This window comes from Methyloversatilis sp. NSM2 (assembly GCF_038066675.1).
Lineage (GTDB): Bacteria > Pseudomonadota > Gammaproteobacteria > Burkholderiales > Rhodocyclaceae > Methyloversatilis > Methyloversatilis discipulorum_A.
Map to the genome: position 1 here is coordinate 62,772 of NZ_JBBUKV010000008.1, position 25,856 is coordinate 88,627.

Below are 25,856 nucleotides of genomic sequence, written 5' to 3' on the forward strand. Positions count from 1 at the left end.
AGAGGAGACACCATGTACCCGCTACCCGAAGGCTGCTTCGCCCCCCGCAACCAGTGGTATATCGCCGCCTGGGCCGATGAGATCAGGCGCGAGCCGATGGAGCGCTGGATCCTGAACGAGCCGGTCGCCTTCTACCGCACCGAAGACGGCCGCGCGGTCGCGCTCGAAGGCCGCTGCCCGCACCGCCACTTTCCGCTCGGCAAGAGCCGGCTGGTCGGCGACAACATCGAGTGCATGTACCACGGCATCACCTTCTCGCCCAAAGGCGACTGCGTGCGCATTCCGTCGCAGGGCATGGTGCCGGCCAGCTGCAAGGTGAAGGCCTATCCGCTGGTCGAGCGCTGGAAATGGCTGTGGATCTGGATGGGCGACCCGGCGCTGGCCGACGAATCGCTGATTCCGGATCACCACGAGATCGGCCTTACCGATCCGGCATTTACGGTCGAATCCGGCACCTACCACGCGGTGCCCGGCCGCTACATGCTGATGCACGACAACCTGTTCGATCTGACCCACCTCGGCTTCCTGCACCAGACCAGCATCGGCGCGGGCGACTACAGCGTGGTGGAGGAAAAGCGGGACAACGGCGACAACTGGATCAGCAGCCAGCGCGAGTTCCTGAACATCCAGTGTCCGCCGCTGTATGCGCAGGTGTTCGGTTACCAGGGCAGGGTGGACCGTGCGTTCGGCATGAAGCTCTTCCTGCCCTCGCTGCATGCCGGCTACGACTTCCTGTCCAAGTCGAAGACCGACAGCGACGAGCCGGGTGCCGTGCTCGGCAAGGTGCGCGTCTATCACGCGATCACGCCAGCGACGAAGAACACCGCGCACTATTTCTTCGCTTACGGCCGCACCTTCAAGCAGGACGACGACGCCTTCGGCAAGGCCATGCTGGCCAGCTTCAATGCGGTGATCGAAGAGGACATGCTGGCCACCCGCGAGATCGAATCCATGCTCACCACGCTGGGCACGACGCCGCCAGAGGTGCTGCTGAAGGCGGACGCCACCTGCGTGCGTGGCAGGCGGCTGTTCGAGAGCCTCATCCGCAAGGAACAGGCGGTCTGATGGCGACCGTCGACACGCTGCAGGTGCGCATCGCGCGCCGCGAAACGGAGGCCGAAGGCATCGCCGGTTTTGAACTGGCGAGCGCCGGCGGCACGCCCTTGCCTGCCTTCACTGCTGGCGCCCACATCGACGTGATGCTCGGCGACGGACTGATCCGCCAGTACTCGCTGTGCGGCCATCCGGCCGACCGCAGCCGCTACCGGCTGGGCGTACTGCTCGACCCGGCCTCTCGTGGCGGATCGCGCGCGATGCACGCACTGGCCGAGGGCGCGACGCTCACCATCAGCACACCGCGCAACCATTTCGAACTGGCCGCCGACGCGCGCCGCCATCTGCTGCTGGCGGGCGGCATCGGCGTGACGCCGCTGCTGTGCATGGCCGAGCAGCTGGCGGCGGACGGCGCCGATTTCACGATGCACTACTGCACCCGCTCGCCGGCCCGCACCGCATTCCGGGGCCGCCTGGCGAATGCCGCGTGGGCCGGGCGCGTGAACCTCCACCACGACGACGGCGACGCGGCGCAGGCCTTCGACATGAAACAGGTACTGGCACGGCCGGAAGCGGATGTCCATCTGTACGTATGCGGCCCCAAGGGCTTCATGGACGCGGTGCTGGCGACAGCGCGCGAGCAGGGCTGGCCGGAGGCGCAGATCCACTACGAGTTCTTCGCCGGCGCGCCTGTACAGACCGATGCCGATACCGACTTCGAGGTGAAGCTGGCGAAGTCCGGTCGGGTGATTCCGGTGCGCCGCGAACAGACGGTCGCCCAGGCGCTGGCCGCCGCCGGCGTGGAGCTGCCCGTGTCGTGCGAACAGGGCGTGTGCGGCACCTGCCTGACGCGCGTCATCGACGGCACGCCCGACCACCGCGACATGTACATGACCCCGGCCGAACAGGCGAAGAACGACCAGTTCACGCCCTGCTGCTCGCGCTCGCTGAGCCCGCTGCTGGTGATCGATCTCTGAATGCCGCACACGATGATTCCTGACGAACTGCCCGCGGAACCCGCGGCCGAGCTGACGCCGGCGCAGGTGTTCGCACTCTTCCCGCCGCACGGCGACACCCTGCCCTCGCTGCTGGCATCGCGCGCGGCAGTCATGCCGGATGCTGAAGCCGTTCTTTTCCAGTCACGCAGCTGGACTTACCACCTGATGAGTGAGGCGGTGGAGACGCTGGCCGCCGCGCTGGTCGAGCGGGGCATCCGCGCCGGCGACCCGGTTGCGCACGTAGCGCCGAACAGCGATGTAGCGGTCCTGCTTTTCCTGGCGCTGGCGCGCGTCGGTGCGGTGTTCGTACCACTCAATCCGGCGCTGACCGACGACGAGCTGCACTACCAGCTGCAGCACTCGCAGGCGGTCGCCGCCTATGCGCCGCAGTCGCTGTGCGCGCGCGTAGAGCAGATCGCGGCGCGCTGTGCGTGTCCTGCTCGCGTGGCGCCGCTGGAACCGTTCGGACTCGACGCAGCCGACAGCGCTGCCGCGCTGGCGTGCATTGCCGGCGAATCGCCGACCAGCCCGGCGCCGCTGCCTATGCCCTCGCCGGACCATCCGGCAGTGGTCATCTACACCTCGGGTACCACCGGCTTTCCGAAGGGCGTCGTGCACAGCCAGCGCACGGTGGTGTGGTCGGCCGAGGTATTCGTCGGTCGGCTGCGGCTGCAGCCACGCGAGCGCATGCTCACGGTGTTCCCGCTGTTCCACGTCAACGCGCTGTTCTACTCCTTCGCCGGCGCGCTGGCCTGCGGCGGGACCTTCATCACGGCAGCGAAGTTCAGCGCCTCGACCTTCTGGCAGACCGCGGCCGATACCGGCGCCACGCAGCTCAACATCCTGGCCGCGCTGGGCACGATACTCGGCTTGCGGCCGCGCTCGGAATTCAATCCGGCCCACCGCATCCGCAAGATCTACGGCGGCCCCATCAGTGCCGACATGTTCCGCCTGTTCCGGCAGGAGTTCGGCGTGCCGCTGCTGATCGAGGGCTACGGCATGTCGGAGATTCCGTCGACCTGCAGCAACCCGTACGAAGGTCCGCACAAGATCGGCAGCATAGGCCGCGCTGGCGTGCATCCGCGCTTCGACGGACCTTTCGCGCAGCTGCGCGTAGTCGACGACGACGGCCGTGACGTCGCGGCGGGTGAAACCGGCGAACTGCTGGTGAAGACACCGACGATGTTCGTCGCCTACCTGAACGACCCGCAGCAGACCGCCGACGCCTTCCGCGACGGCTGGTTCGCCACCGGTGATCTGGTGCGTATGGACACCGACGGCTACTTCTACTTCGTCGCGCGCAAGAAGGACATCATCCGCAAGCGCGGCGAGAACATATCCGGCGCCGAACTCGACGCCGTACTGGGCCGTCACCCGGATCTGGCGGAGGCCGCGACCATCGCGGTGCCGTCCGAACTGGGCGAGGACGACATCCTGGCGGTGCTGGTTGCGCGGGACGGCGCCGCACCGACGCACGAGGCCGTAATCGACTGGTGCCGCGCCCACATGGCGGCGATCAAGGTGCCACGTTACCTGGTGTTTGCCGATGCCTTGCCGAAGACGCCGACGCAGCGCGTGACCAAGCATCTGCTGAAGAAGGATGCGGCGCTGATCGCCCGTGCCCGCGACATGGAAGCCGCCCCGGCGGCGATGCGCTGATGCAGCCGCGTACGCTGTTCGACAAGCTGTGGGCGCGTCACGTCGTCGCCATGCGCGGCGAGAACACGGCGCTGCTCTACGTCGACCGCCATCTGGTCTATGAAGTGACCAGCCCGCAGGCCTTCGAGGGTCTGCGGATTGCCGGGCGCGCGCCCTGGCGTCGCGACACGGTACTGGCGACGGCCGACCACAACGTGCCAACCACCTCACACGCCGGCGATATCCGCGATCCGTTGTCGCGCATGCAGGTCGAGCGGCTCGGTCACAACTGTCGTGAGTTCGGTATCACGCTGTTCCCGCTCGGCGACCGCCGGCAGGGCATCATCCACGTGATCGGGCCGGAACAGGGCGCCACGCTGCCCGGCATGACGGTGGTGGCCGGCGATTCGCACACCAGCACGCACGGCGCCTTCGCTGCGCTGGCCTTCGGCGTTGGCACGTCCGAGGTCGAGCACGTGCTGGCCACGCAGTGCCTGCCGGTCGACCGCATGAAAACGTTGTACGTCGACATCAGCGGCACGCTGCCGCGCGGCGTGACCGCAAAGGACCTGGTGCTCGATCTGATCCGCCGCCTCGGCGCGGCGGGCGGCGTAGGCTGCGCCATCGAGTTCGGCGGCGACACCGTGCGTGGGCTGTCGATGGAAGGCCGGATGACCCTGTGCAACATGGCGATCGAGGCCGGCGCGCGCGTCGCGCTGGTGGCGGTCGACGCGGTGACGCTGGATTACCTCGAAGGCCGGCCGCTGGCACCTCGCGGCGCCGAGTGGGACGCCGCATGCAAGTACTGGCGCACGCTGGTCAGTGACGATGGCGCGGTGTTCGACGCGCGGCTGCAGATCGACGCCTGCACGCTGCGTCCGATGGTGAGCTGGGGCACGTCGCCGACGCAGACGGTGCCGGTCGACGGCCACGTGCCGGACCCGCGCGACGAAACCGACCCCGTGCGCCGCGCGCAGATGCAGCGCGCACTCGATTACATGGCGCTCGAACCGGGTACCGCGATTGCCGACATCCGTCCCGACCGCGTGTTCATCGGTTCCTGCACCAATGCGCGCATCGAAGATCTGCGCGCTGCAGCCGCCATCGTGCGCGGTGGCCGCGTCGCAGCCTCGGTCAGCCAGGCGCTGGTGGTGCCCGGCTCCGGTCTGGTCAAGGCACAGGCGGAAGCGGAAGGACTTGATCGCGTCTTCATCGAGGCCGGCTTCGAGTGGCGAGAGCCCGGCTGTTCGATGTGCCTGGGCATGAATGACGACAGCCTGAGGCCTGGCGAACGCTGCGCCTCGACCTCAAACCGCAATTTCGAAGGTCGTCAGGGTGCCGGCGGCCGCACCCATCTTGTCAGCCCCGCGATGGCCGCCGCCGCCGCACTGGCCGGCCACTTCGTCGATATCGGCGCGGAGGCCTGACATGCAGCCTTTCACCGCACTCACCTCACACGTCGCACCACTGGACCGCGCCGACGTCGATACCGACGCGCTGATTCCGAAGCAGTTCATGAAGTCGATCGCGCGCACCGGCTTCGGCGACAACCTGTTCGACGCCTGGCGTTACCGCGACCCGGGCTATCCCGGCAAGCCGCAATCGGCGCGCGAGCCCGAACCGGATTTCGTGCTCAATCGCCCGTCCTGCCGCAGCGCGCAGATTCTGCTCGCACGCGACAACTTCGGCTGCGGCTCCAGCCGCGAACACGCGCTGTGGGCACTCGCCGACTACGGCTTTCGCGTCATCGTGGCGCCGAGCTTCGCCGACATCTTCTTCAACAACTGCTTCAAGAACGGCGTGCTGCCCGTCGTGCTGCCGCCCCCTCAGATCGACCGCCTGTTCGCCGACATCGGCGACGGACGGGAGAACTACCGGGTGACGGTCGATCTGGCGGAACAGACGCTGCGTCTGCCGGATGGCGAACTGCTGGGCTTCGAGGTGGACGCCTATCGCAAGCACTGTCTGCTGCGTGGTCTGGACGACATCGCATTGACGCTGCAGCAGGCGGACGACATCCGCGCCTACGAGCGGCGGCGGCGCACGCTTGAACCGTGGCTGTTTCCGGTATGAGCGCCCGGCGCATGCGGCTGCGCAATGCGCTCGCCGGGACGCGATGTCTGAACTGCCCGTCGGTATTCGATCCGATGTCGGCACGGCTGGCCGAGGCAGCCGGCTTCGGAATAGGCATCCTCGGCGGCTCGACGGCAGCGCTGACCCTGCTCGGTCTACCCGACCTGAACCTGATCACGCTGACCGAACTGTGCGGGCTGACGCGCCGCATCGCCGACGCCAGCGACATCGCGCTGATCGTGGATGCCGACGGCGGCTACGGCAATGCGCTCAACGTGATGCGCACGGTGGGCGATCTGGAAGCGGCAGGTGCCGCTGGCCTGTCGATCGAGGACAGCTGGCTGCCGCAGGCTTACGGCCGGCACACCGACCCGCTGATACCGATAGACGAGGCGGCCGACAAGCTGCGCGCAGCGGTGGCCGCGCGGCGCGACCCGTCCTTCGTGCTGTTCGCGCGCACCTCTGCGCGCGCCTGCAGATCGGACCACGAACTGATCGAGCGCCTGACGCGATACGCCGACACCGGTGTCGACGCGCTGTGCATCGTCGGCGCCGACAGTGACGGACTGCTGACCAAGATGTCCGCGCACATCCGCCTGCCGTGGATGTCGATCGGCTACACCGGCTGCGATCTAACAAGACTCGACACGCTGGCGAGCCGCGGCGCACGCCTGCATCTCGACGGACATCACGGCATGCTCGCCGCGCTGGAGGCGATGCAGACCGCCTACCGTTCCCTGCCCGGCGCTGCGCCGGCGACGCCGCCGCTGTCGGCCGACGCATTGGTGCCGCACCTGAGCCGCCTGGCGCGATATCGAGAGGCAGAGCATTACATGAAGCCGGCAACCGCCAGCGGCTGAACACCGGACGTCTTCGTGCCGGCCACGCCCAAGTGCCCCGCTGACCCGGGCGCGGCCGGGTGCTTGATGGAGCGCCGCGTGCGCTCCATTTTTTTCTCAAGCGCCGTCGTCGATGAACTGCAGCCGCGCCAGCTGCGCGTACAGGCCGTTGCGCGCCAGCAGTTCTGCGTGGGTGCCGGATTCGATGGCGTGGCCGTGGTCGAGCACGATGATGCGGTCGGCGCGCTGAACGGTAGCCAGGCGGTGCGCCACCACCAGCGTGGTACGGCTGGCCATCAACGGCGCCAGTGCGGCCTGCACCATGCGCTCGCTCTCCGCGTCGAGCGCCGAGGTGGCTTCGTCCAGCAGCAGGATGGGCCTGTCGGCGAGGATGGCACGCGCGATCGCGAGCCGCTGACGCTGGCCGCCGGATAGCCGCACGCCGCGTTCGCCGAGCGGGCTGTCATAGCCGCCGGGCAGCTGACGGATGAAGGCGTCGGCAAAGGCCGCCTCGCAGGCGGCGCGGACCTCGTCGTCGCTCGCCTCGGGTCGCGCGTAGCGCACGTTGTCGGCCACGCTGGCGGCGAAGATGACCGCTTCCTGCGGCACCAGCGCGATGCGCGCGCGCACGGCGGCCGGGTCGGCCTGCGCCAGCGGCACGCCGTCGATCTCGACGCTGCCGGCCTGAGGATCGTAGAAGCGCAGCAGCAGCTGGAACAGCGTGGACTTGCCGGCGCCCGACGGCCCGACCAGCGCCACCGTCTCGCCGGCGCGTACCGTCAGATCGAAGCGGTCCAGCGCCGGAATGTCCGGTCGGCTCGGATAGCAGAAGCGCACGCCGCGGAAGGCGATGTCGCCTCGCGGTGGCTGCGGCAGCGGCTGCGGGTCGGCCGGCGCGGCGATGTCCGGCTGCGTGTCCAGCAGTTCGATCAGGCGCTCGGTAGCGCCGGCGGCGCGCTGCAGTTCGCCCCATACCTCGGACAGCGCACCGACCGAACTGGCGACGATCGCGGCGTAGAACACGAAGGCCGACAGTTCGCCGGCGCTGAGGCGCCCGGCCAGCACGTCATGGCCGCCCACCCACAGGATGAGGGCAACCGAGCCGAACACCAGCAGGATGACCATGACGATCATCACCGCCGTGTGGCGGTAGCGGCGCACGCCAGTGTCGAAGCTGCGCTCGACCAGCGCCGCAAAATGCGTGCGGTCGGCCGCCTCGTGACCGCAGGCCTGCACGATGCGGATGGCGTGCACGCTCTCATCCACATGGGTACCGAGGTCAGCCACCCGTGCCTGTCGCTCGCGCGACAGCCCACGCACGCGACGGCCGAAGATGACGATGGGCGCCACCACCACCGGCACGCCGGCCAGCACCAGCAGCGTCAGCCGGCCGCTGGTGAGCCCCAGCATGACCAGGCCGCCGGCCAGCATCAGCGTGTTGCGCAGCGCGATCGACAGGGTCGAGCCGACAACGTTCTCGATCTGCGCGGTATCGTTGGTCAGTCTGGAAATGACCTCGCCGGTACGCCCGGCTTCGAAGAAGGAGGGCGGCAGCGTAAGCAGGTGGGCGTACACCCGCGTGCGCAGGTCGGCCGCGACCCGTTCGCCCAGCCACGAAACATTGTAGAAGCGCAGCCAGGTCGCGCCGGCCAGCAGCACGACCAGCCCCAGCGTGCCGGCCAGCGCGCGGTCCAGCCACTGCGGATCGCCGGCGGCGAAGCCCTGGTCGATCACGCTGCGCAGACCCTGGCCGAGCGCCAGCGCCGAACTGGCGGCCAGCACCAGACCGAGCGCCGCCAGCGCCAGACGGCCGCGGTGCGGCTTCACCAGTTCCCACATCACCTGCCGGGCACGACGTAAATCACTCACGCAGAATCATCCTTTTTGTTGTATATTCGCGCCCCTACCCAAGTGCGCGGGTGGCGAAATTGGTAGACGCGCTGTCTTGAGGGGGCAGTGCCGCAAGGCGTGAGAGTTCGAGTCTCTCTCCGCGCACCATCTTAAGCCTTTGATGCTCCTAAGGCTTTGATCCCTTAAACGTTTTCGGAAGTCGTCCGGGAAGTTAGCTGGGAAGACCAGCTATGATTTCAGGATGAAGTCTGACATGCCTAAGCCGACCATTGAGCGGCACGGCGCGAGCTATCGCGTCACCACACAGTTCCCAAAGACGTTCAATCCGCGTTCCCCGCTAACAAGCTCCGGGACTCGATCCGCACGTCCGAAAGCTATCGGGCGTATCGCATCCCATGAAACGGCGCCGCGCCTGAGCGACGAGGCAAGGGTTTCGACTGTGCGGGAGAAAGGGGAGAGGCTTAAACATACTCCGAGGAAGACTTGCGCACGACCGCGCGAGGGTGCCCCTACACCGCAGCCCATACAGCGCGCCAATTACCTGCCAGTACCTTCACGATCTCCGGGGCGAATGTTGCGAATACAACACCGAACGCCAGCCAGACCACACCGGCCGAGAGCACGGCGTGATTCCCGACAACTGCATCACTTAGCTGCTTAGCCACGGCTGCGTCAGCCGCCTTCCAATCTTCGCGTTCTCTTTCAAGGTTTGATTGAGCATCGCGGCGCGCCTTTCCGATCAAACTAAGCGCATCGCCCAATTCTTGATCTAGTTTTTGGAAATTGGCCTCAAGCGCAACGATCCGCCGATCTAGCGTTGCACCATCCGGCGCCCTGACACGCTGGGTTACTCTTGGCGCTGAGGTACTCCAGCGGATCTTCGCGCTCCCGACAACGAGCGTTACCGACGCACCGAAAAGTCCCGCCTTTAGCCAATCCAAGGTTCCCTTCACCCACCCCGGCTGCCCGTACGCTCGTCTTACGGAGCTTAGGTCATACCAAACAGTGACAAGACCAATGAGCTGAAGGGCGCCGCCCCATGCCCTTAAGCGGAAATCCGACGGGCCTGGGTAAGCAATGCTGAGCACCGTACCCGCAAGCAGCACCAAATGAACCCACGGGAGCTTCTTTTGATTTGCCCATGCCCACTTGCGATTAATAAACTCTTTTAGCGAATACAAACGCGAGCCGCCCCCGATGGTTGTTGTGCACTTGGGCCTACAGGCCAATCATAAATGTCCCAGCTGGGCACACCGTTCCGAGGTGCAGGTTCTGCAATAAGTAGCTCCGCTGCGTAAGGATTCATCCACCTTGCGGCCTCAGTCAAAATTGAGTTTAGCCAAGATTCATCGCCTGGATCGAGAATCACAACTATGCGTTTCTCATCCCCAGCTTATGCTCACGGGTGCGATTGGGTGCGTGCTGAGGAATGGGCACCTTCCGGTGCTCATCCCGAACCGTCAGGATCGGGAAAACTCCATGTCATCGAAGTGGCCGCAGCTTACCGTGCTGCAGTGCGCTGCTGCCTGTTCGCGCGCTTTGTTACTATGCGCGTCGCAATTCCGAGCCAATCAACCCAAATCAAGACTTCCTGACTACGAGCGGGAGGCGGACGAGGTCGGAGAAGGAGACAGCGATGGCGTTGGACAAGGTCCTGCTGGGACGCTTGCTGCAGTTGAACGAACCGTGGACGGTACGCGATTTCCGTTTCGATCCGGGTGCCCGCCGCATCGACGCATGGATAGGCCTTGAAGTTCAGCGCGGCTGGTTCGGCCTGGCGCGCAAGCAGGAGCCGGAAGCGGCCGAGCGCGTCTGGCGTCACATCGATCTCGCCGGCTGGCGCTGTCATCTGCGCGTGCTGGCCCCGCCCAACGCCGATCTCAGCTCGCTGCCGTGGGCCGGCCCGGCCGACATGCCCTTCTCGCAGGCGCTGTCCAAACAGGTGTTCGCACTGTTCAACGAGGGTGTTTCGCTGAACGGCATCTGTGCCATCACCGGCATTCCGCTGCAGGAACTGTGGAAATTCAAGTTCGCGCTCGACCAGGGCAAGGCGGCGATCGCCGAGCCGTCGAAGGCATCCGCCGCGGCAGCGATACAGCCCGCGGCTGATCCCGGTGCGCCGCCGGCCGCTGCGTCCGACGACGATATTCCCGACGTTGCCGATCCGGTCTGGCTGCAGCTGATCGAGGGCCAGCGCGACATCGACATCCGCGCCCTCAGCCTGAAGCTGCTGATGACGCGACTGCGCAGCCAGATGGAGGTGATCACCGACGACGAGGTGCGCATGCTGAAGCTGCGCGAACTGCACCGCTATTTCGTCAAGAACGCCCGCATGCTCGGCCACGAACTGGCGCAACTGCGCACGCACTGATTCCCGGACGGACCTACATGACCACTCAGAACACGTCCGCCGTGAGCGGACGCATGATGGGGCTGTCCGAGGCGACGGCCCTGATCCGCGGCGGCGGTCATTTCAGCGTCGCCGGCGACGAGGCGCTGCTGCGCCAACTGCCGCGCGGCCACTGGATAGGCGGCACCATTCCCTACTTCATGGGCCAGGACGGCGGCGTCACCACGCGCGACCAGCTCTACGTCGCGCAGGTGCCGGTGATCAACGGCCTGCCGATGATCCGCTTCTACGACCAGATCAGCCTCGAACGCGTCTGCGCCGACGCGCCGGAGAACGGCTTTTCCATCATCGTGATGCCGGCGTTTTCGGCCGTGCATTCGCTGTTCGCACGCAACGCGCCGGGCTACGAGGACATGTACCTGAAGCCGCTGGTCGGCTGGATCTCCGGCATTCACCTGTCGGATCTCGGTCGCGCCAGCCCGCTGGTGGTCAACGGCGAGACACTGGAATTCGATGGCGAGCGCGCACTGGTCATGCACGTCCCGCTGCCCGAGAACAAGTACGCACAGATCGACATCATCAACCTGTTCACACAGGGCGAAGGCGACCGCATCCGCTTCCCGGCCAAGGGATTCAGCGCAACCGACTGCCTGATCAACGGCCAGCCGGGTAACTTCGCGCAGTACGTGAGTTCGCGCGCGATCGACACCAAGCTGCCGCTGGTGGCCGACTACAGCGGCGCGATGATCAACGTGAGCATCAAGTCGGTCGATGCCAACAAGGGCACGGTCGATTTCTACGCGCCGGTGTTCGACGACATCGAATACCGCTTCGCGGCGCCGGTGCCGGACTACGTGAGCGCCTTCCACACCGCGCTGCCCGGGCAGACCGGCCCGATAGGCTTCAGCTGCAACTGCGTGCTGAACTATCTGTACAGCGAGCTCGAAGGCAAGCGCGTGCCGGCTATGCTCGGCCCGATGACCTTCGGCGAAGTGGCTTACCAACTGCTGAACCAGACGCTGGTCTACCTGACCATCGAGGGCTGAGAGCGCTCTTGTGGGAGCGGCCTTGGCAGCGGCGCGGCCGCCGCAGAAAGCGGGCTTCGATTGAGACCGCCGTCGGGGTCGAGACCCCTCCCACAGAACCGTTGTCCGCGTGCGGGCTGCGGGCCGGAGGCACCTCCTGTGGGAGATTCTATGTTCCGCCGCAAGCGTTTTCGTGTTGTTTCGGGACATAGTCGGCCGCGTTCTTCATCAGAGAGAAGGCAACGCGAGCGAGTTTTCTTGCCAGCGCAACCAGCGCCTGGGTGCGGCTGAATCCGCGCTGGAGCATGCGCTGGTAGAACGGCTGCCAGGTCGTGGATCTGCTGGCCGCCATGGCGGCGTTGTAGAGCAGGCGGCGCATCTCCGAGTCACCCTTCTTGCTCAGCGCACGGCGTCCGGTCTTCTTGCCCGAGTCGCGCACGCTGACGTCCATGCCAAGGAAGGCGATGAAGGCGTCCGCACCGCTGAAGGGAGCGCGATGGAACGCCGCGCACAGGCCAGCGGCGGTGAGCGCGCCGACGCCTTCGATCTTCAGGATGCGCCGGTACGGTTCAGTCCATCTGCTCTCGTTGATCAGCGAGGCGATGCGCTGTTCGAACCGTTTGATCAAGGCGGTGAGCCGCGCGAGAGCCACACGCACTTCGCGACCAAAGCCGGGCAGATCTTCCATGCTCTGACGGATGCGACCCAGGCTGCGCACCACGGTGGCGCGCCGACGCAGCAGGCTGCGCAGTTCGGTGACCGCGGGGGCCGGGAGCGAGAAGGGGCGCAGATCCGTGCCCTCGTGCGCGAGGTAGCGGGCGATCAGGCGTGCGTCGTGCCGATCGGTCTTGGCGCGCTGACCCACGGTGTCGCGGTACCTGGACAGCTTGAAGCCGTCGATCAGAAACACCTGATGTCCGGCCTTGATGAGCAACTCGACGAGCGTGCAGTGATAGCTGCCGGTCGATTCGCAGGCGATGCGCTGGGCACCACTCGGCAGCGTGCGCAACCAGCCGCGGACGGCCGCAGCGGTGTTGTCGATGCGCGTCACCTGCGCGCTGGGGTGCTCGGCGATGTCCAGCCAATGCTTGGAGATATCGATGCCAAAGCACACTGCCTCGTTCTGACTTGTCACGATGGGGCCCTCCCGACTAAGGTTCAAAAGGCTTGTCGGGATTCACCACAGCACTGGCTTGCAGGGTATGGACGGTACCGCGCGGTAACGCGGTCCGATGGATTCCTGATGGGTGCTTGGGGTGAGGGCGGGACATCTCTCCCACTGTCTGTACGTGCTTGCCGTCAGATCCGAGCTCGGTCCCTCCGCCCGACAAGCTATTCCTACGCTTGCCAGGGCAGAACATACAAGCGGCCTCGGCCGCGACGCGGCAGCTGCACTTCGATTAAGGGCGCCGTCGGGGTCAAGACCCCTCCCACAGAACCCTCGACCGATCCGCGGTCGGCGCCGATTGGCGTAGCATGCCGCTTTCCCGCCCCGCATCGCATTCCGCATGAACGACTCCTCCTCCCAGCCGCGCCGCCTCGCCCTCGTCATCGACGCCGACAACGCGCAGCCTTCGCTGATCCAGCCCGTCCTGCTTGCCGCCGCCTCGCGTGGCCGCGTCACCGTGCGCCGCATCTACGGCGACTGGACCTCGCCCAACATGACCAGCTGGAAAGCCCATCTGCTGGACCACTCGATCCGGCCTATCCAGCAGTTCCGCATCGTTGGCGGCAAGAACGCGACCGACAGCGCGATGATCATCGACGCGATGGACCTGCTGCACTCCGGCCTGGTCGATGGCTTCTGCATCGTGTCCAGCGATTCGGACTTCACTTCGCTTGCCCGCCGCATCCAGGAAAGCGGCCTGTTCGTGATGGGTGTCGGCCGCCGTACGACGCCGGTCGCCTTCCAGCGCGCCTGCGAGGAGTTCGTGTTCACCGACGACATGCGCGCGTCGCCGCCGGCTTCGGCGCAGAAGAAGAAACCTGCGGCATCGTCCGGCAGCAGCGCCGCGCGCCCCGAACAGGCACCGCGCAGGCCGCGCAACGCGCAGCCGGACGCGCAGATCCTCGAACTGCTGTCGCAGGGCATCCGGTCGGCCACCGACGAGGACAGCGGCTGGGCTGGCATCGGCCGCGTCGGCCAGATCGTGCGCCAGTACGAACCCGGCTTCAGTCACAAGGATTACGGCCACGCCAGCCTGTCCGGCCTGCTGGAAAGCCATCCGGAACTGTTCCGCCTGCGCAAGGGCGACAACGGTCAGGCACAGGTGCAGCTGATCGAACGTGCGGCCGACAAGCAGCTCGAACTGTTGCCGGAACCGGCGCCGGACGCCGCACCGGAGGCCGCGACCGAGGCGCCGGCGAAGTCGCGCCGCAGCCGCCCGCAACGCAAGGCCAAGCCGGCCGCCGAGACGGTGACGCCCGCGCCGACCGAAGCGCCCGCCGCAGCCGCGCAAGCGACGGTCGAGTCGACCGAAGCCAAACCGGCGAAGCCGCGCGCGCCGCGCCGCAGCCGGACCCGCAAGCCGGAAGGCGAAGCGCCGCAGTCCTGAGCGCCGGCCTCAGCTGCGCACTTCGTCGGCGGCGGTCGAGTCCTGCCGCGGCGGCCAGAAGAAGTCGCGCGGCCGCGTCAGGAAGCGACGGGCCAGCTTGACCGACAGGCCGCGCGTATCTTCGGGCTCGATGCCGCGCGAGCGCAGCGCCACCTTCATCGCCAGGCTGAAGCTGACGATGAGGTTGGTCAGGCCGATCAGCATCACGCCGAGCGCACCGACCGCGATGGTGTGCCAGTCGAGATCGAAGCCGAGCGCATGCGTACCGTAGGCGAGATTGGCCGACGCGAAGGCGACGTGGCGGATGTCCAGCGGCAGCCCCAGCAACTGCCCGATGATGGGTGTGCTGCCCAGCATGCAGCCGAACAGGAAATTCCCCATCAGCGCACCGAGGTTGTGTTCGACATAGTTGGCCAGCCGGTTCAGTCGCGCTTCACCCAGCAGCGCGCGCAGCCATTTCACGCGCCGCAGCCGCTCCGGCACCCGGTGATACAGCGACTGGTTGTCGTAGTAGCCGGAAATCAGACCGCTGAGGAAGAGGAAGACGCCGGCGATCGCCGCGTGCGGAATAGCCAGGCTGAGCAGCGGATTCAGGTCGTGCAGCAGGTGCGCGCCCTTGACCGGATCGACCGGGTGCCAGTCGAGGAAGGTGCCGCCGACCATCGCAATCGACATCGCGGTCAGGAAGCCGATCGACACATTGCCGGCGATCGATATCCACTGCGTGCGGCTGACCTGGGCGGCCAGATCCGCCAGCACGCCAAGGCGCGCGTCGCGGTTCTGCTTGCCGTCGAGCGCGGCGGCCAGCGTGGCGGCCGTCATCGCCGGCTGCTTGGTGGCAACGGTCAGGTGCAGGATGTGGATCAGCACGAAGCCGAGGCCGTAGTCCAGGCTATGGACAACCGCCAGCCACACCGGCGGCAGACCCAGCTTGCCGGTCAGTATCTTGATCAGCGCCATGCAGGCGATGATCAGGCCGGCGCCGGCGGCGGCGCGGAACATGCCGAAGAACTCGCTGCGACTTTCGGTCACGTAGTGCTCGCCCGACTTGCTCGCCTGTTCGGTCACGCGCCGCGCCAGCAGTTCGGTGGTACCCGAGAACAGGTCGCGCACGCTGTTGCGGCGGGTTTCCTGGCGCACCAGGCAGAGGAAGAAATCGATCGCGCGGGCGCGCAGGGTCGGCGCATCGACGGCCGGATCGGGCAGCACCAGCATGCGCAGCAGACGCAGCCGGGCGACGATCTGTTCGATGCGCGCCAGCACGAACACCAGGTTCACGCCGACGCCCGCCTCGCGCGAACGGCGCCGGATCGTATCGACATAGCTCACGCACTGGTCAAGCAGCACTTCGAGGTGGCCGTCGTGCGGCAGCACCTCGTCGCTGTCGGTGTGGCGGGCGATGAAAGCGCGCACCTCGTCGCTCTGCGCGAGGAAGGGCGACTCGTGCCGCGCCAGCGCCGGCAGATAGCGCAGCAACGCCGGCTCCATGCCGAGCGCCGCCAGCCGGTGCGACGCCATGCGCATCGCTTCGAACAGCTCGTGCCGGATCTGGCGACGCGCCGGCGCGAAGGCGTCGCCGGTCACCTGCAACAGATCGAACAGCATCTGCCAGTCCTCGCGCGGAATGGCGCTCATCCATTCGCCATCGCCGGCGTCGTCGAACACCTCGCTGAACAGGTCGCGCAGGAAGTCGGCATCGACCGCTGGCGGCAGCATGCGGCCGAGCAGGCGACTGCTCAGTCCGCTGAAGAAACCCTGGTTGGCGAGCACGCCGGATTCGGCGTACAGCGTGCGATGCATGCGCGCGGCAAGCACCGCGTTCAGATGGGCTGACAGCGCGCTCGCCAGTTCCGCTCGCGCACCGAGCAGGCGCAGCAGCGCGCGGAAACGCGACTCGGCAACCTCGACGCCGTCGCGTCGTCCGGGGCGCATCAGCGTGATCAACCGGGCAAGCCGCTCGCCGGTGGTGTCGTTGGTGTGGCGCGCCACCTCTTCGAGCAGCGCAGTCAGTTCGGCGACGTAGGCAGTGCTGTGTGTCGTCATGATCGAAGCGGAATAGCGGAATGTGGATCGGGGTCGGCGCGTCGCCCCGCGCGGCGTTCAGTCGCCGCGGGCGATGCGGCCATCGACCAGTTCGATGCGGCGGTCGCAGCGCGCCGCCAGCCGCGGGTCGTGCGTCACGATGAGGCAGGCGCTGCCGCGTTCGCGATTGAATTCGCGCAGCAGCGCAAAAATATCATCCGCCGTGTGAGTGTCCAGATTTCCGGTCGGTTCATCGGCCAGTATCAGCCGCGGCGACAGTGACAAAGCGCGCGCGATCGCCACCCGCTGCTGCTGCCCGCCCGACATCTGATTGGCCTTCTTGTGCTCGTGCCCCTTCAGGCCGACGCGATCCAGCAGGTCGAAGGCCACCGCCTCCGCCTGCGCGGTGGCAATGCCGTGCTCGATGATGGACGGCATCATGACATTTTCCAGCGCGCTGAAGGCCGGCAGCAGATGATGGAACTGGAATACGAAGCCGATATGACGGCCGCGGAGCACGGTCAGCGCCTGTTCGCTCAGGCCGCGCGTCTCGGTGCCGGCAATCGCGAGATCGCCCGAGGTCGGGCGTTCGAGCAGACCGATCAGGTTGAGCAGCGTGCTCTTGCCGGAGCCGCTGGGGCCGATCAGCGCACAGAACTCGCCTTCGGCCAGTTCGAAATCGAGTCCGTGCAGCACTTCGGTTTCCACCGGCGTGCCGATGCCATAGGACTTGCGCAGACCCCGCAGCGATACGATGGCGTTCATGCGCCGCGCCTCATGCACGAATCGCCTGCACCGGGTCCATCTTGGCCGCGCGCCGCGCCGGAATCAGCGCCGCCAGCACGCCGACCACCAGCGCGATCAGCGCCGCCGACAGCGCGATGCCGGTATCGAGCTGCGGCTGGAACAGCGGCGCGCCATCGCCGGTGCGATAGACGCTGGAGAAGAACTGCAGCAGCCCCCAGGCAAGGCCGACGCCGGACAACGCGCCGACGAAACCGACCAGCCCGCCCTGCAGCAGGAAGATGCCCATCACGCGGTTAGAACTGGTGCCCATCGCGCGCAGGATGCCGATCTCCTTCTGCTTCTGCACCACGCTCACCACCAGCACGCTCGATATGCCGAGCGCCACGATGACGATGACGAAGCCGCGGATCAGGTTGTTCGATACGGTCTGGTTGCGCAGCGCGGCCAGCAGCTGCGAGTTGGTGGTCATCCAGCTTTCGACCGTCAGGCCGCTGCCGGCCTGCAGCCGTTCGCTCACCTCCTGCGCGTCGAAGATGTCGGCCACCGTGATGTCGATGTTCGACACGCCACCCGGCAGGTCGAGCAGCGACTGCGCCAGCTTCATCGTCGTGAACACCCAGCGCCGGTTCAGGTCCTTGTTGCCGATGTCGAACAGGCCGGTGATCTGCAGCAGTTCGTCGCGACCGCCGGCAGCGCGCAGGAACATCTTGTCGCCCACCGTGACGCCGAGATCCTTCGCCAGTTCGATGCCGATGATGGCGTTCGTGCCGTCGACCTGAAACTGCCCGCGCGTCATATACGTGTCCATCTTGACGATGCGGCGATAGCGGTCGGGCTCGACGCCGACCAGCGCGACCGACTTGCTGGCGCGTCCGCGCAGCGCGAAGGCCGGCCCGCTCACCACTGGCGACACCGCGACCACCCGCGGCTGTGCTTCGGCCAGCTTCACCATCGCTTCCCACTGGTCGATCGAACGCAGGCGCTGCGCGCGCGGCTCGATCAGCACGGAGCTGGCCGGGTCGGTCGAAGCACGCAGATTCACTTCCTCCAGCGGCCGCATCACGACGTGCGCCTGACTGCCCAGCACGCGGTCGATGATGGTGGCCTGCAGCTGCGATATCAGCTGCGACAGGAACACGATGACGGCGACGCCGCCGGTCACGCCGAGCAGGATGAGCGCGGTCTGCATGCGCCCCTCGCGCAGGAAGCGCAGCGCGACCAGGAACTCGAACGGAAGCTTGGGCCGCGCCATCGTCAGCGGCCGAGATTGGGCGTCGGGCCCGGCGCGCCGCGCGCCGGCTTGATGCGGATGCGATCGCCATCGAGCGCACCGCCGGCCGGCATGATGGCGACGTCGCCTTCGGCCAGTCCGTCGGTGATTTCGACGCGACCGACGCCGCGCAGGCCGATCTTCACCGGCAGCTTCGCCGCCGTGCCGTCGCGCGCGACCAGCACCCAGGGCGCCGCGCTGTCGACCTCGCGCACCGCCTCCAGCGGCAGCGACAGCGCCTGCTCCTTGCGACCGATCACCACCTCGACCGACACCGTCATGTCCGGCCGCAGGAAGGCGGGCGGCTCAGTCACGCGCAGCCGCACTTCGACCGTGCCGCGCTGGGCGTCGATGGCCGGCGACAGGTAATAGACGACGGCATCGAAGGGCTGGCCGGGGAAGGCGTCGGCCACCGCCTGGGCGCGCGCGTCGAGCCGCAGATAGCGCAGGTTCTTTTCGTCCAGCGTCGCGTAGATGCGCGTTTCGCCATTCTCGGCCAGCGTCAGCAGCGCGCGGCCGGCCTGGGCGACGTCGCCCGGCTCGGCGTCGCGCGCGATCACCAGCGCATCGACCGGCGCGCGCAGCGTCAGCAGGTCGCGCCGTGCCTGTGCAGATTCGAGCGCCGCATGCGCCTGCGCCAGCCGCGCCTGGGCGCTGACGCGCTCGGCACCGCGCGGCGTGTTGGCGTCGCGCTGCGCCTGCGCGGTGCGCAGCTGGGCGCGCGCGGTGTCGAGCTGGCGCGCCGCCTCATCGAGTTTCGACGGCGAGAAGAACTGCTGCGCCACCAGCGCCTGCGCGCGCTGATACTCGGCCTCGGCCACGCGCAGATTCGCTTCCGCCTGCTTCACCGCCTGTTCGGCCACCGGCAGGCCGACCGCGTCGAGCTGGGTGAAACGCGCCTGCGCTTCGGCGATCTGCGAGCGCGCCTGTTCGACCGCCGCGTCGGCGTCGGTCGCCCGCAGCCGCACAAGCAGATCACCCGCCTTGACCGCCGCGCCCTCGCGCACGGTCACCTCGTCGATGATGGCAGTGATCTGCGTGCCCAGTTCGATGCGCGACGGTGTGGCGATGCGGCCGGTGGCGACCACGCTCTGGGTCAGTGGCGAACGCTCGACCTTGACGACATCGACGGCGATGCCGCGCGGCCAGAACAGCCATGCGACGAGCACCGCTGCGGCCAGCAGCAGTGCGATCAGGTGACGGGTTTTCATTGAAGGGGTCAGGAAGCGGGCGGGAGCAGTGTGTCGATCAGCGCGTCGAGCTGTCTGTGATCCGGGTTACCGATGATGCGTTTGACGATGCGGCCATCGCGGTCGACGAGGAAGCTGGTCGGCGTCGCGCGGATGCCGCCGAAGCCGCGATCAAGGGCGCCGACCGGGTCGAAGCCTACGCGAAACGGCAGCTTTTCGCGCTGCGCGAAATCCTGCACATGGCTCGGCGCGTCGTAGGACATGGCGACCGCCACCACTTCGAAACCGCGCGCGGCATGCCGGCGATGGGTGTCCGCCAGACCAGGCATGCCCTTGATGCAGGGGCCGCAGGAGGTGGACCAGAAGTTCACCAGACGCACTTTTCCATCGGCGTGACCGAGGTCGATCTGGCCACCGTCGAGCAGCGCGACCTGCAGTGCCGGCACCTGCTCCGGATGACCGGCGCCGCGCAGCAGCCACACCACTGCAATCAGCGCCAGCAACACTAACGGTGATACCCATTTGCGATCCATAATCTTCATTCGTTCAAACACAGAGGGCTTCGACCATGCGTGCGATTGTCGGTTTTGTGGCGTGTCTTGTCATGTGCACCCAGGTGTGGGCACTGTCACTGTCCGACCTGTCGGACAAGGACGCCGGTGGTGGCCTGAAGGAGGCGCTGACCCAGGGGGCGTCGAAGGCTGTCGACCTGCTGGGCAAGCAGGACGGCTTCCTGAAGAACGCCAAGGTGAAGATTCCGATGCCGGACGGCCTGCGTCAGGCGGAAAAGCTGATGCGCACCTTCGGCATGAAGAAGCAGGCCGACGAACTGATCACCGCGATGAACCGTGCCGCCGAGGCGGCGGTACCGGAAGCGAAGGACCTGCTGGTCGGCGCGGTCAAGGAGATGAGCGTCGAGGACGCGAAGAAGATTCTGACCGGCGGCGACACGGCGGGCACCGAATACTTCAAGGGCAAGACCTCGGCCCAGCTGAAGGAGCGCTTCAAGCCCATCGTGCAGAAGGCGATGGACAAGGTGGGCCTGGCCAAGACCTACGAGAAGTTCGCGTCCAAGGGCGCGCAGTACGGCGTGATCAGCAAAGAAGACGCCGACCTCGACAACTACGTCACGCAGAAGACGCTGGACGGCCTGTTCACGATGGTGGCCGAAGAGGAGAAGGCAATCCGCAAGAACCCGGTCGGCGCTGCCGGCAGCCTGGCGAAGAAGGTGTTCGGCGCGCTGCGCTAGGCGCGGTCTGCGCAGTCTCTTGCGATAGCGGCCCTGTTCGGCGCCGCAATCGCGAGCAAGCTCGCTCCCACACAACCCCGGCTCCAGCTAAAGGTCCGGCACTATCCCTGTGGGAGCGGCTTTGGCCGCGACGCGGCGGTTGCAGTCCGGCGGCTTCGATCCAGGCCGCTGTCGGGGTCAGAAGACCCCTCCCACAAGCCCCCCGCCCCGCGAGCGATGAGCGCCGTCCCAGTGGGAGCGGCTTTGGCCGCGACGCGGCTGCTGCGAGTCGCCGGCTTCGATCCAGTCGGCGCTCGCGGATGTCTCGCGCCTGCGCCACCCTCAGCGCTTCGCGGCCTTCGCGAATGCCGCGGCCAGCGCGTTGTTGGCAGCCGGCGCTTCCTTGGCCTTCGCCATTGCCCGCGGGTCGGGGCGGGCGCCGCGGCTGTCACGGCTTCCGCCAGCCGGCTTCCTCACCACTTCGTCGCCCAGCCGCATGGTCAGCGCGATGCGTTTGCGTGCCAGGTCGACCTCGACCACCTTCACCTTGACGATGTCGCCCGCCTTCACCACCTCGGCGGGGTCCTTGACGAAGCGATTCGCGATGGCCGACACATGCACCAGCCCGTCCTGGTGCACGCCGATGTCGACGAAGGCGCCGAAGTTGGTCACGTTGGTCACCACGCCTTCGAGCTGCATGCCGGGTTCGAGGTCCTTCATGTCCTCGACGCCGTCGCGGAAACTCGCCGTCCTGAACTCCGGCCGCGGGTCGCGGCCCGGCTTTTCGAGCTCGCGCAGGATGTCCTGCACCGTTGGCAGGCCGAAGCGTTCGTCGGTGTATTTCTGCGCGGACAGCTTCTTCACCGTGGCGGCGTCGCCGATCAGTTCGCGCGCCTTCTTCTGCACGTCGGCCAGGATGCGCTCGACCACCGGATAGGCTTCCGGGTGTACCGCCGAAGCATCCAGCGGATTGTCGCCATTCATGATGCGCAGGAAGCCGGCGCACTGTTCGAAAGTCTTGTCGCCGAGGCGCGGCACCGACAGCAGGGCCTTGCGCGACGGGAAGGCGCCGTGCGCGTCGCGATGGGCGACGATGTTCTGCGCCAGCGTCGAGTTCAGACCGGAAATGCGCGCCAGCAGCGGGGCGGACGCAGTATTCACGTCCACGCCGACGGCGTTCACGCAGTCCTCGACCACCGCGTCAAGCGAGCGCGCCAGCTTGGTCTGGCTCACGTCGTGCTGGTACTGGCCGACGCCGATGGCCTTGGGGTCTATCTTTACCAGTTCGGCCAGCGGGTCCTGCAGCCGGCGGGCGATCGACACCGCGCCGCGCAGGCTCACGTCGAGGCCCGGGAATTCCTTCGCCGCCAGTTCCGACGCCGAATACACCGAAGCACCCGCTTCCGACACGACGATCTTGGTCATCGCCAGTTCCGGCTTCAGCTTGATCAGGTCAGCCGCCAGCTTGTCGGTTTCACGGCTGGCCGTGCCGTTGCCGATGGCGATCAGCTGCACGCCGTGCTTCTGCGCCAGTGCGGACAGCGTGTGCAGCGAGCCGTCCCAGTCGCGACGCGGTTCGTGCGGGTAGATGGTGGCGGTGTCGACCAGCTTGCCGGTGGCGTCGACCACGGCCACTTTCACGCCGGTGCGGATGCCGGGGTCCAGGCCCATGGTGACGCGCGGGCCGGCCGGTGCGGCCAGCAGCAAGTCCTTCAGGTTCTTGGCGAACACGCGGATCGCCTCCAGTTCGGCACGGCTGCGCAGCTCGCCCATCAGGTCGAGTTCGATATGCACCGACAGCTTGACGCTCCAGGTCCAGCGCGCGGTATCGATCAGCCAGCGGTCGGCGGCACGGCCCTGGTCGCGGATGCCGGCGTGCGTCATGACGCGACGTTCGCAGGGATTGGGTTCGGGCGAGCGGCTGCCGTCTTCCGGGGCGGTGTCCAGCGCCAGCTTCACCCGCAGCGCCTCTTCGTTGCGACCGCGGAACAGCGCCAGCGCGCGGTGCGACGGAATGTCGGCCAGCTTTTCGCGGTAGGCGAAGTAGTCGCGGAACTTGGCCGCCTCGGCGTCGTTGTCCTTGCCGTCGGCCACGGTGGCGACGACCACGCCGTGTTCGGTCACGTAGTCGCGCAGCGCGCCGACCAGCTCGGCGCTCTCGGCGAAGCGCTCCATCAGGATCTGCCGCGCGCCATCGAGCACCGCCTTGGCGTCCGCGAAGCCGGCTTCGGCGTTCAGGAACTTCGCGGCTTCGACGTCCGGGGTCAGCGTCGGATCGGCGAGCAGCGCGTCGGCCAGCGGCTCGATGCCGGCTTCGCGCGCGATCTGCGCCTTGGTGCGGCGCTTCTGCTTGTAAGGCAGGTACAGATCCTCCAGCCGCTGCTTGCTGTCGGCGTTCTCGATCTCGGCGCGCAGCGCCGGCGTGAGCTTGCCCTGTTCGTCGATGCTGGCGATCACCGCGACGCGGCGCTCTTCCAACTCGCGCAGATAGCCGAGGCGCTCTTCGAGCAGGCGCAGCTGGGTGTCGTCGAGACCGCCGGTGGCTTCCTTGCGGTAGCGCGAAATGAAGGGCACGGTCGCGCCTTCGTCCAGCAGGGCGACGGCGGCGTTGATCTGTTGCGGGCGTGCGCCCAGTTCTGCGGCGAGCCGCTGTTCGATCGGTGGGAGCATGTGAGACAGGCAGGAACGGCTGGCGAAGGCGCGAACCATACCCACGCGGGGCGCATGCCGCAAGCCGGTACAATCCCGGCACTCCATCGATTGGTGCGCTGCCCGTCCGGGCGGTGACTGCATCCCATGCTGTCCGACATGAACGCGCCTCAGCGCGAGGCGGTGAAGTATCTCGACGGCCCGCTTCTGGTGCTGGCCGGTGCCGGCTCGGGCAAGACCCGCGTCATCACGCGCAAGATCGCCTATCTGGTGCAGGAGTGCGGCTTCGATCCGCGCAACATCGCGGCCATCACCTTCACCAACAAAGCGGCCAAGGAAATGCAGGAGCGCGCCTCGCACCTGCTGGAAGGCCGTGCCGGCAAGCAGCTCAACATTTCCACCTTTCACGCACTGGGCGTGAAGATGCTGCGCACCGAAGCGAAGGCGGCCGGGCTGAAGCCCGCCTTCTCGATACTCGATTCGTCGGATGCGACCGCCATCGTGTCCGACATTTCGAAGGAAACCGAGAAGTCGCGGCTGCGCGCGCTGGTGTCGCGCATATCCGGCTGGAAGAACGCCATGCTGCCGCCGTCGGCCGCCGCTTCGCACGCCGCCGACGAGATGGAGGCGCTGGCCGCCCGCGTCTACGAGGAATACGAGCGCACGCTGCGCGCCTACCAGGCGGTCGATTTCGACGACCTGATCGGCATCCCGGCGCGCCTGCTCGCCAGCGACGAAGAACTGCTCGAACGCTGGCAGCGCCGGCTGCGCTATCTGCTGATCGATGAGTACCAGGACACCAACAGCTGCCAGTACCAGATCGTCAAGCTGCTGGCCGGCCATCGCGGCGCCTTCACCGCGGTCGGCGACGACGACCAGGCCATCTATGCGTGGCGCGGCGCCGATGTCGAGAATCTGCGCAATCTGCAGACCGACTACCCGAAGCTCAAAGTGATCAAGCTCGAACAGAACTACCGTTCGATGCAGCGCATCCTGTCGGCCGCCAACACGCTGATCGCGCGCAACGAAAAGCTGTTCGACAAGAAGCTGTGGTCCGACATGGGCCGCGGCGACCCGATCACGCTGATGGTGGCGCGCGACGCCGAGCACGAGGGCGAGTGCGTGGCCATGCGCATCGCCTCGCACAAGTTCGAACACCGCGGCAAGTTCAGCGACTACGCGGTGCTCTACCGCGGCAACCACCAGGCGCGGGTGATCGAGACGGCGCTGCGCGAGCAGAAGATTCCCTACGTCATCAGCGGCGGCCAGTCCTTCTTCGATCGCGCCGAGATCAAGGACGTGATGGCCTATCTGCGGTTGATCGCCAACGGCGACGACGACCCGGCCTTCATCCGCGCGGTGACGACGCCCAAGCGCGGCATCGGCGGCATGAGTCTCGAAGCGCTCGGCCGTTACGCCGGCGAGCGCCACATCGGCCTGTTCGCGGCGATGTTCGAAACCGGTGCCGAGCAGGCGCTGCCGGCACGGGCGCTGACCCCGCTGCGCGAATTCGGCGACTTCATCAACCGGCTGGAGTGGCGCGCCCGCACCGAGGCGCCGCGCCTCCTGCTTGAAGACCTGCTGCGCGGCATCGGCTACGAAACCTGGCTGTTCGAACAGTTCGAGCCGAAGGAGGCGGAAACGCGCTGGAACAATGTGCGCGAGTTCGTCGACTGGATGGGCCGCAAGGGCGAGGAGGACGGCAAGACGCTGATGGAGCTGACGCAGACCGTCGCGCTGATCACCATGCTGGACAAGCGCGACGACGGCGAGGAACGCGACGCGGTGCAGCTATCGACGCTGCACGCGTCGAAGGGCCTGGAGTACAAGCACGTGTTCCTGATCGGCCTGGAGGAAGGCATCCTGCCGCACCGCGAGTCCATCGACGGCGGCAAGATCGAGGAAGAGCGACGGCTCATGTACGTCGGCATCACCCGCGCCCAGCGCACGCTGACGCTGAGTCACTGCGAACGGCGCAAAAGCGGCCGCGAATCGCGCGACTGCGAGCCATCGCGCTTCATCGCCGAAATGGGCGAGGACGTGCAGCGGCCGAAGAAGGACGGTGCCGCCCCGACCGCCGAAGACCGCGCCACCAACGTCGCGCGGCTGGAGGCGATGAAAGCACTGCTGGCAGGCAAGGGGCCGGCGGGCGGCTGACCGGCGTCGCGCTCACTTCGCGCGCGAGGCGGTCGCTACAGACAGCGGGCTCCGATCCAGGCCGCTGTCGGGGTCAGAAGACCTCTCCCACAGAACCCCGTCCCGCGCTCAGGGCCGTGGATAGGGCGCACCACCCCTGTAGATACTGTTATCCGAGTCAAACCCCGTGAGCGGTTGGGTCGAAAGGTTTGCCGGATCGGAGAACGCCAAA

General features: G+C 67.0%; 20 protein-coding genes and 1 tRNA gene. 12 read left to right on the top strand and 9 right to left on the bottom strand.

The genetic code is table 11. The features are described 5' to 3' along the window. Window positions 1-12: 12 nt before the first annotated feature. Genes WJU27_RS15650 through WJU27_RS15675 form a run of 6 tightly spaced genes read left to right on the top strand, consistent with a single transcriptional unit; the run spans window position 13 to window position 6,622 of the window. Window positions 13-1,065 carry an aromatic ring-hydroxylating dioxygenase subunit alpha gene (locus WJU27_RS15650; RefSeq protein ID WP_341422670.1) on the top strand — a complete coding sequence of 351 codons (1,053 nt, stop codon included), beginning with the start codon at window positions 13-15 and terminating at the stop codon, window positions 1,063-1,065. Then, window positions 1,065-2,030 (top strand): PDR/VanB family oxidoreductase, encoded by a 966-nt coding sequence (locus tag WJU27_RS15655; protein WP_341422671.1) that lies wholly within the window; start codon window positions 1,065-1,067, stop codon window positions 2,028-2,030. The genes WJU27_RS15650 and WJU27_RS15655 overlap by 1 nt, the downstream gene beginning before the upstream one ends. Further along, complete coding sequence (locus tag WJU27_RS15660) at window positions 2,031-3,710, top strand: AMP-binding protein (protein WP_341422672.1); 1,680 nt, start codon at window positions 2,031-2,033, stop codon at window positions 3,708-3,710. Next, the gene (gene leuC, locus WJU27_RS15665) at window positions 3,710-5,116 is read left to right on the top strand and encodes a 3-isopropylmalate dehydratase large subunit (RefSeq protein WP_341422673.1); all 1,407 of its coding nucleotides are present in this window, start codon (window positions 3,710-3,712) and stop codon (window positions 5,114-5,116) included. The genes WJU27_RS15660 and leuC overlap by 1 nt, the downstream gene beginning before the upstream one ends. Window position 5,117: 1 nt before the next feature. Next, a complete protein-coding gene (leuD, locus tag WJU27_RS15670; RefSeq protein ID WP_341422674.1) occupies window positions 5,118-5,762 on the top strand; it encodes a 3-isopropylmalate dehydratase small subunit in 645 nt (214 codons plus the stop codon). Next, entirely contained in the window at window positions 5,759-6,622 is an 864-nt protein-coding gene (locus tag WJU27_RS15675; RefSeq protein ID WP_341422675.1) for an isocitrate lyase/PEP mutase family protein, read from the top strand. The genes leuD and WJU27_RS15675 overlap by 4 nt, the downstream gene beginning before the upstream one ends. A gap of 96 nt (window positions 6,623-6,718) precedes the next feature. Here WJU27_RS15675 and WJU27_RS15680 read toward each other — a convergent pair whose 3' ends face one another. Next, complete coding sequence (locus WJU27_RS15680; RefSeq protein ID WP_341422683.1) at window positions 6,719-8,440, bottom strand: ABC transporter transmembrane domain-containing protein; 1,722 nt, start codon at window positions 8,438-8,440, stop codon at window positions 6,719-6,721. A 74-nt stretch (window positions 8,441-8,514) separates the two neighbouring features. Between WJU27_RS15680 and WJU27_RS15685 the strand changes: the two genes are divergently transcribed. Beyond that, window positions 8,515-8,599, top strand: a tRNA-Leu gene (locus WJU27_RS15685). 362 nt (window positions 8,600-8,961) lie between these two features. On the opposite strand, the gene WJU27_RS15690 is transcribed toward WJU27_RS15685, so the two are convergent. Further along, window positions 8,962-9,405 carry a hypothetical protein gene (locus WJU27_RS15690; RefSeq protein WP_341422676.1) on the bottom strand — a complete coding sequence of 148 codons (444 nt, stop codon included), beginning with the start codon at window positions 9,403-9,405 and terminating at the stop codon, window positions 8,962-8,964. Window positions 9,406-10,088: 683 nt separating this feature from the next. On the opposite strand from WJU27_RS15690, the gene WJU27_RS15695 reads away from it, so the two are divergent. Both WJU27_RS15695 and WJU27_RS15700 read left to right on the top strand, forming a co-directional pair. Beyond that, entirely contained in the window at window positions 10,089-10,823 is a 735-nt protein-coding gene (locus WJU27_RS15695; RefSeq protein WP_296807861.1) for a hypothetical protein, read from the top strand. A 17-nt stretch (window positions 10,824-10,840) separates the two neighbouring features. Further along, window positions 10,841-11,848 (top strand): DUF6976 family protein, encoded by a 1,008-nt coding sequence (locus WJU27_RS15700; RefSeq protein ID WP_020163001.1) that lies wholly within the window; start codon window positions 10,841-10,843, stop codon window positions 11,846-11,848. A 148-nt stretch (window positions 11,849-11,996) separates the two neighbouring features. Here WJU27_RS15700 and WJU27_RS15705 read toward each other — a convergent pair whose 3' ends face one another. Then, on the bottom strand, window positions 11,997-12,941 hold the full coding sequence (locus tag WJU27_RS15705; protein ID WP_341422684.1) for an IS110 family transposase: 945 nt from the start codon (window positions 12,939-12,941) through the stop codon (window positions 11,997-11,999). Window positions 12,942-13,335: 394 nt separating this feature from the next. Here WJU27_RS15705 and WJU27_RS15710 point away from each other — a divergent pair, with 394 nt between their 5' ends. Then, window positions 13,336-14,382 carry an NYN domain-containing protein gene (locus tag WJU27_RS15710; RefSeq protein ID WP_341422677.1) on the top strand — a complete coding sequence of 349 codons (1,047 nt, stop codon included), beginning with the start codon at window positions 13,336-13,338 and terminating at the stop codon, window positions 14,380-14,382. 9 nt (window positions 14,383-14,391) lie between these two features. Here the strand turns inward: WJU27_RS15710 and WJU27_RS15715 are convergent, their stop codons facing one another. Genes WJU27_RS15715 through WJU27_RS15735 form a run of 5 tightly spaced genes read right to left on the bottom strand, consistent with a single transcriptional unit; the run spans window position 14,392 to window position 20,144 of the window. Then, window positions 14,392-16,425 (bottom strand): site-specific recombinase, encoded by a 2,034-nt coding sequence (locus tag WJU27_RS15715; protein WP_341422678.1) that lies wholly within the window; start codon window positions 16,423-16,425, stop codon window positions 14,392-14,394. A gap of 57 nt (window positions 16,426-16,482) precedes the next feature. Beyond that, window positions 16,483-17,169 carry an ABC transporter ATP-binding protein gene (locus WJU27_RS15720; protein WP_341422679.1) on the bottom strand — a complete coding sequence of 229 codons (687 nt, stop codon included), beginning with the start codon at window positions 17,167-17,169 and terminating at the stop codon, window positions 16,483-16,485. Window positions 17,170-17,179: 10 nt separating this feature from the next. After that, window positions 17,180-18,403 carry an ABC transporter permease gene (locus tag WJU27_RS15725; protein ID WP_304028668.1) on the bottom strand — a complete coding sequence of 408 codons (1,224 nt, stop codon included), beginning with the start codon at window positions 18,401-18,403 and terminating at the stop codon, window positions 17,180-17,182. Between the two features lie 2 nt (window positions 18,404-18,405). After that, window positions 18,406-19,632 (bottom strand): efflux RND transporter periplasmic adaptor subunit, encoded by a 1,227-nt coding sequence (locus tag WJU27_RS15730; protein ID WP_020162996.1) that lies wholly within the window; start codon window positions 19,630-19,632, stop codon window positions 18,406-18,408. Window positions 19,633-19,640: 8 nt separating this feature from the next. Next, window positions 19,641-20,144, bottom strand: coding sequence for a TlpA disulfide reductase family protein (locus tag WJU27_RS15735; protein WP_341422680.1), 504 nt, complete (start codon window positions 20,142-20,144; stop codon window positions 19,641-19,643). A 35-nt stretch (window positions 20,145-20,179) separates the two neighbouring features. Here WJU27_RS15735 and WJU27_RS15740 point away from each other — a divergent pair, with 35 nt between their 5' ends. Then, window positions 20,180-20,860, top strand: coding sequence for a DUF4197 domain-containing protein (locus WJU27_RS15740; protein WP_341422681.1), 681 nt, complete (start codon window positions 20,180-20,182; stop codon window positions 20,858-20,860). Between the two features lie 321 nt (window positions 20,861-21,181). Here the strand turns inward: WJU27_RS15740 and WJU27_RS15745 are convergent, their stop codons facing one another. Next, a complete protein-coding gene (locus tag WJU27_RS15745; protein WP_341422682.1) occupies window positions 21,182-23,509 on the bottom strand; it encodes a Tex family protein in 2,328 nt (775 codons plus the stop codon). 126 nt (window positions 23,510-23,635) lie between these two features. Here WJU27_RS15745 and WJU27_RS15750 point away from each other — a divergent pair, with 126 nt between their 5' ends. After that, window positions 23,636-25,645 (top strand): UvrD-helicase domain-containing protein, encoded by a 2,010-nt coding sequence (locus WJU27_RS15750; protein WP_020162992.1) that lies wholly within the window; start codon window positions 23,636-23,638, stop codon window positions 25,643-25,645. Window positions 25,646-25,856: the final 211 nt, after the last annotated feature.

Excerpts from the sequence above, each read along its gene's own strand:
- WJU27_RS15730 (WP_020162996.1), bottom strand. The coding sequence starts at position 19,632 with ATGAAAACCCGTCACCTGATCGCACTGCTGCTGGCCGCAGCGGTGCTC.
- WJU27_RS15720 (WP_341422679.1), bottom strand. The coding sequence starts at position 17,169 with ATGAACGCCATCGTATCGCTGCGGGGTCTGCGCAAGTCCTATGGCATC.
- WJU27_RS15650 (WP_341422670.1), top strand. The coding sequence starts at position 13 with ATGTACCCGCTACCCGAAGGCTGCTTCGCCCCCCGCAACCAGTGGTAT.
- WJU27_RS15675 (WP_341422675.1), top strand. The coding sequence starts at position 5,759 with ATGAGCGCCCGGCGCATGCGGCTGCGCAATGCGCTCGCCGGGACGCGA.
- WJU27_RS15740 (WP_341422681.1), top strand. The coding sequence starts at position 20,180 with ATGCGTGCGATTGTCGGTTTTGTGGCGTGTCTTGTCATGTGCACCCAG.
- WJU27_RS15750 (WP_020162992.1), top strand. The coding sequence starts at position 23,636 with ATGCTGTCCGACATGAACGCGCCTCAGCGCGAGGCGGTGAAGTATCTC.
- WJU27_RS15700 (WP_020163001.1), top strand. The coding sequence starts at position 10,841 with ATGACCACTCAGAACACGTCCGCCGTGAGCGGACGCATGATGGGGCTG.
- WJU27_RS15725 (WP_304028668.1), bottom strand. The coding sequence starts at position 18,403 with ATGGCGCGGCCCAAGCTTCCGTTCGAGTTCCTGGTCGCGCTGCGCTTC.
- WJU27_RS15695 (WP_296807861.1), top strand. The coding sequence starts at position 10,089 with ATGGCGTTGGACAAGGTCCTGCTGGGACGCTTGCTGCAGTTGAACGAA.
- leuD (WP_341422674.1), top strand. The coding sequence starts at position 5,118 with ATGCAGCCTTTCACCGCACTCACCTCACACGTCGCACCACTGGACCGC.
- WJU27_RS15715 (WP_341422678.1), bottom strand. The coding sequence starts at position 16,425 with ATGACGACACACAGCACTGCCTACGTCGCCGAACTGACTGCGCTGCTC.
- WJU27_RS15710 (WP_341422677.1), top strand. The coding sequence starts at position 13,336 with ATGAACGACTCCTCCTCCCAGCCGCGCCGCCTCGCCCTCGTCATCGAC.
- WJU27_RS15655 (WP_341422671.1), top strand. The coding sequence starts at position 1,065 with ATGGCGACCGTCGACACGCTGCAGGTGCGCATCGCGCGCCGCGAAACG.
- leuC (WP_341422673.1), top strand. The coding sequence starts at position 3,710 with ATGCAGCCGCGTACGCTGTTCGACAAGCTGTGGGCGCGTCACGTCGTC.
- WJU27_RS15680 (WP_341422683.1), bottom strand. The coding sequence starts at position 8,440 with ATGTGGGAACTGGTGAAGCCGCACCGCGGCCGTCTGGCGCTGGCGGCG.
- WJU27_RS15735 (WP_341422680.1), bottom strand. The coding sequence starts at position 20,144 with ATGGATCGCAAATGGGTATCACCGTTAGTGTTGCTGGCGCTGATTGCA.
- WJU27_RS15660 (WP_341422672.1), top strand. The coding sequence starts at position 2,031 with ATGCCGCACACGATGATTCCTGACGAACTGCCCGCGGAACCCGCGGCC.
- WJU27_RS15745 (WP_341422682.1), bottom strand. The coding sequence starts at position 23,509 with ATGCTCCCACCGATCGAACAGCGGCTCGCCGCAGAACTGGGCGCACGC.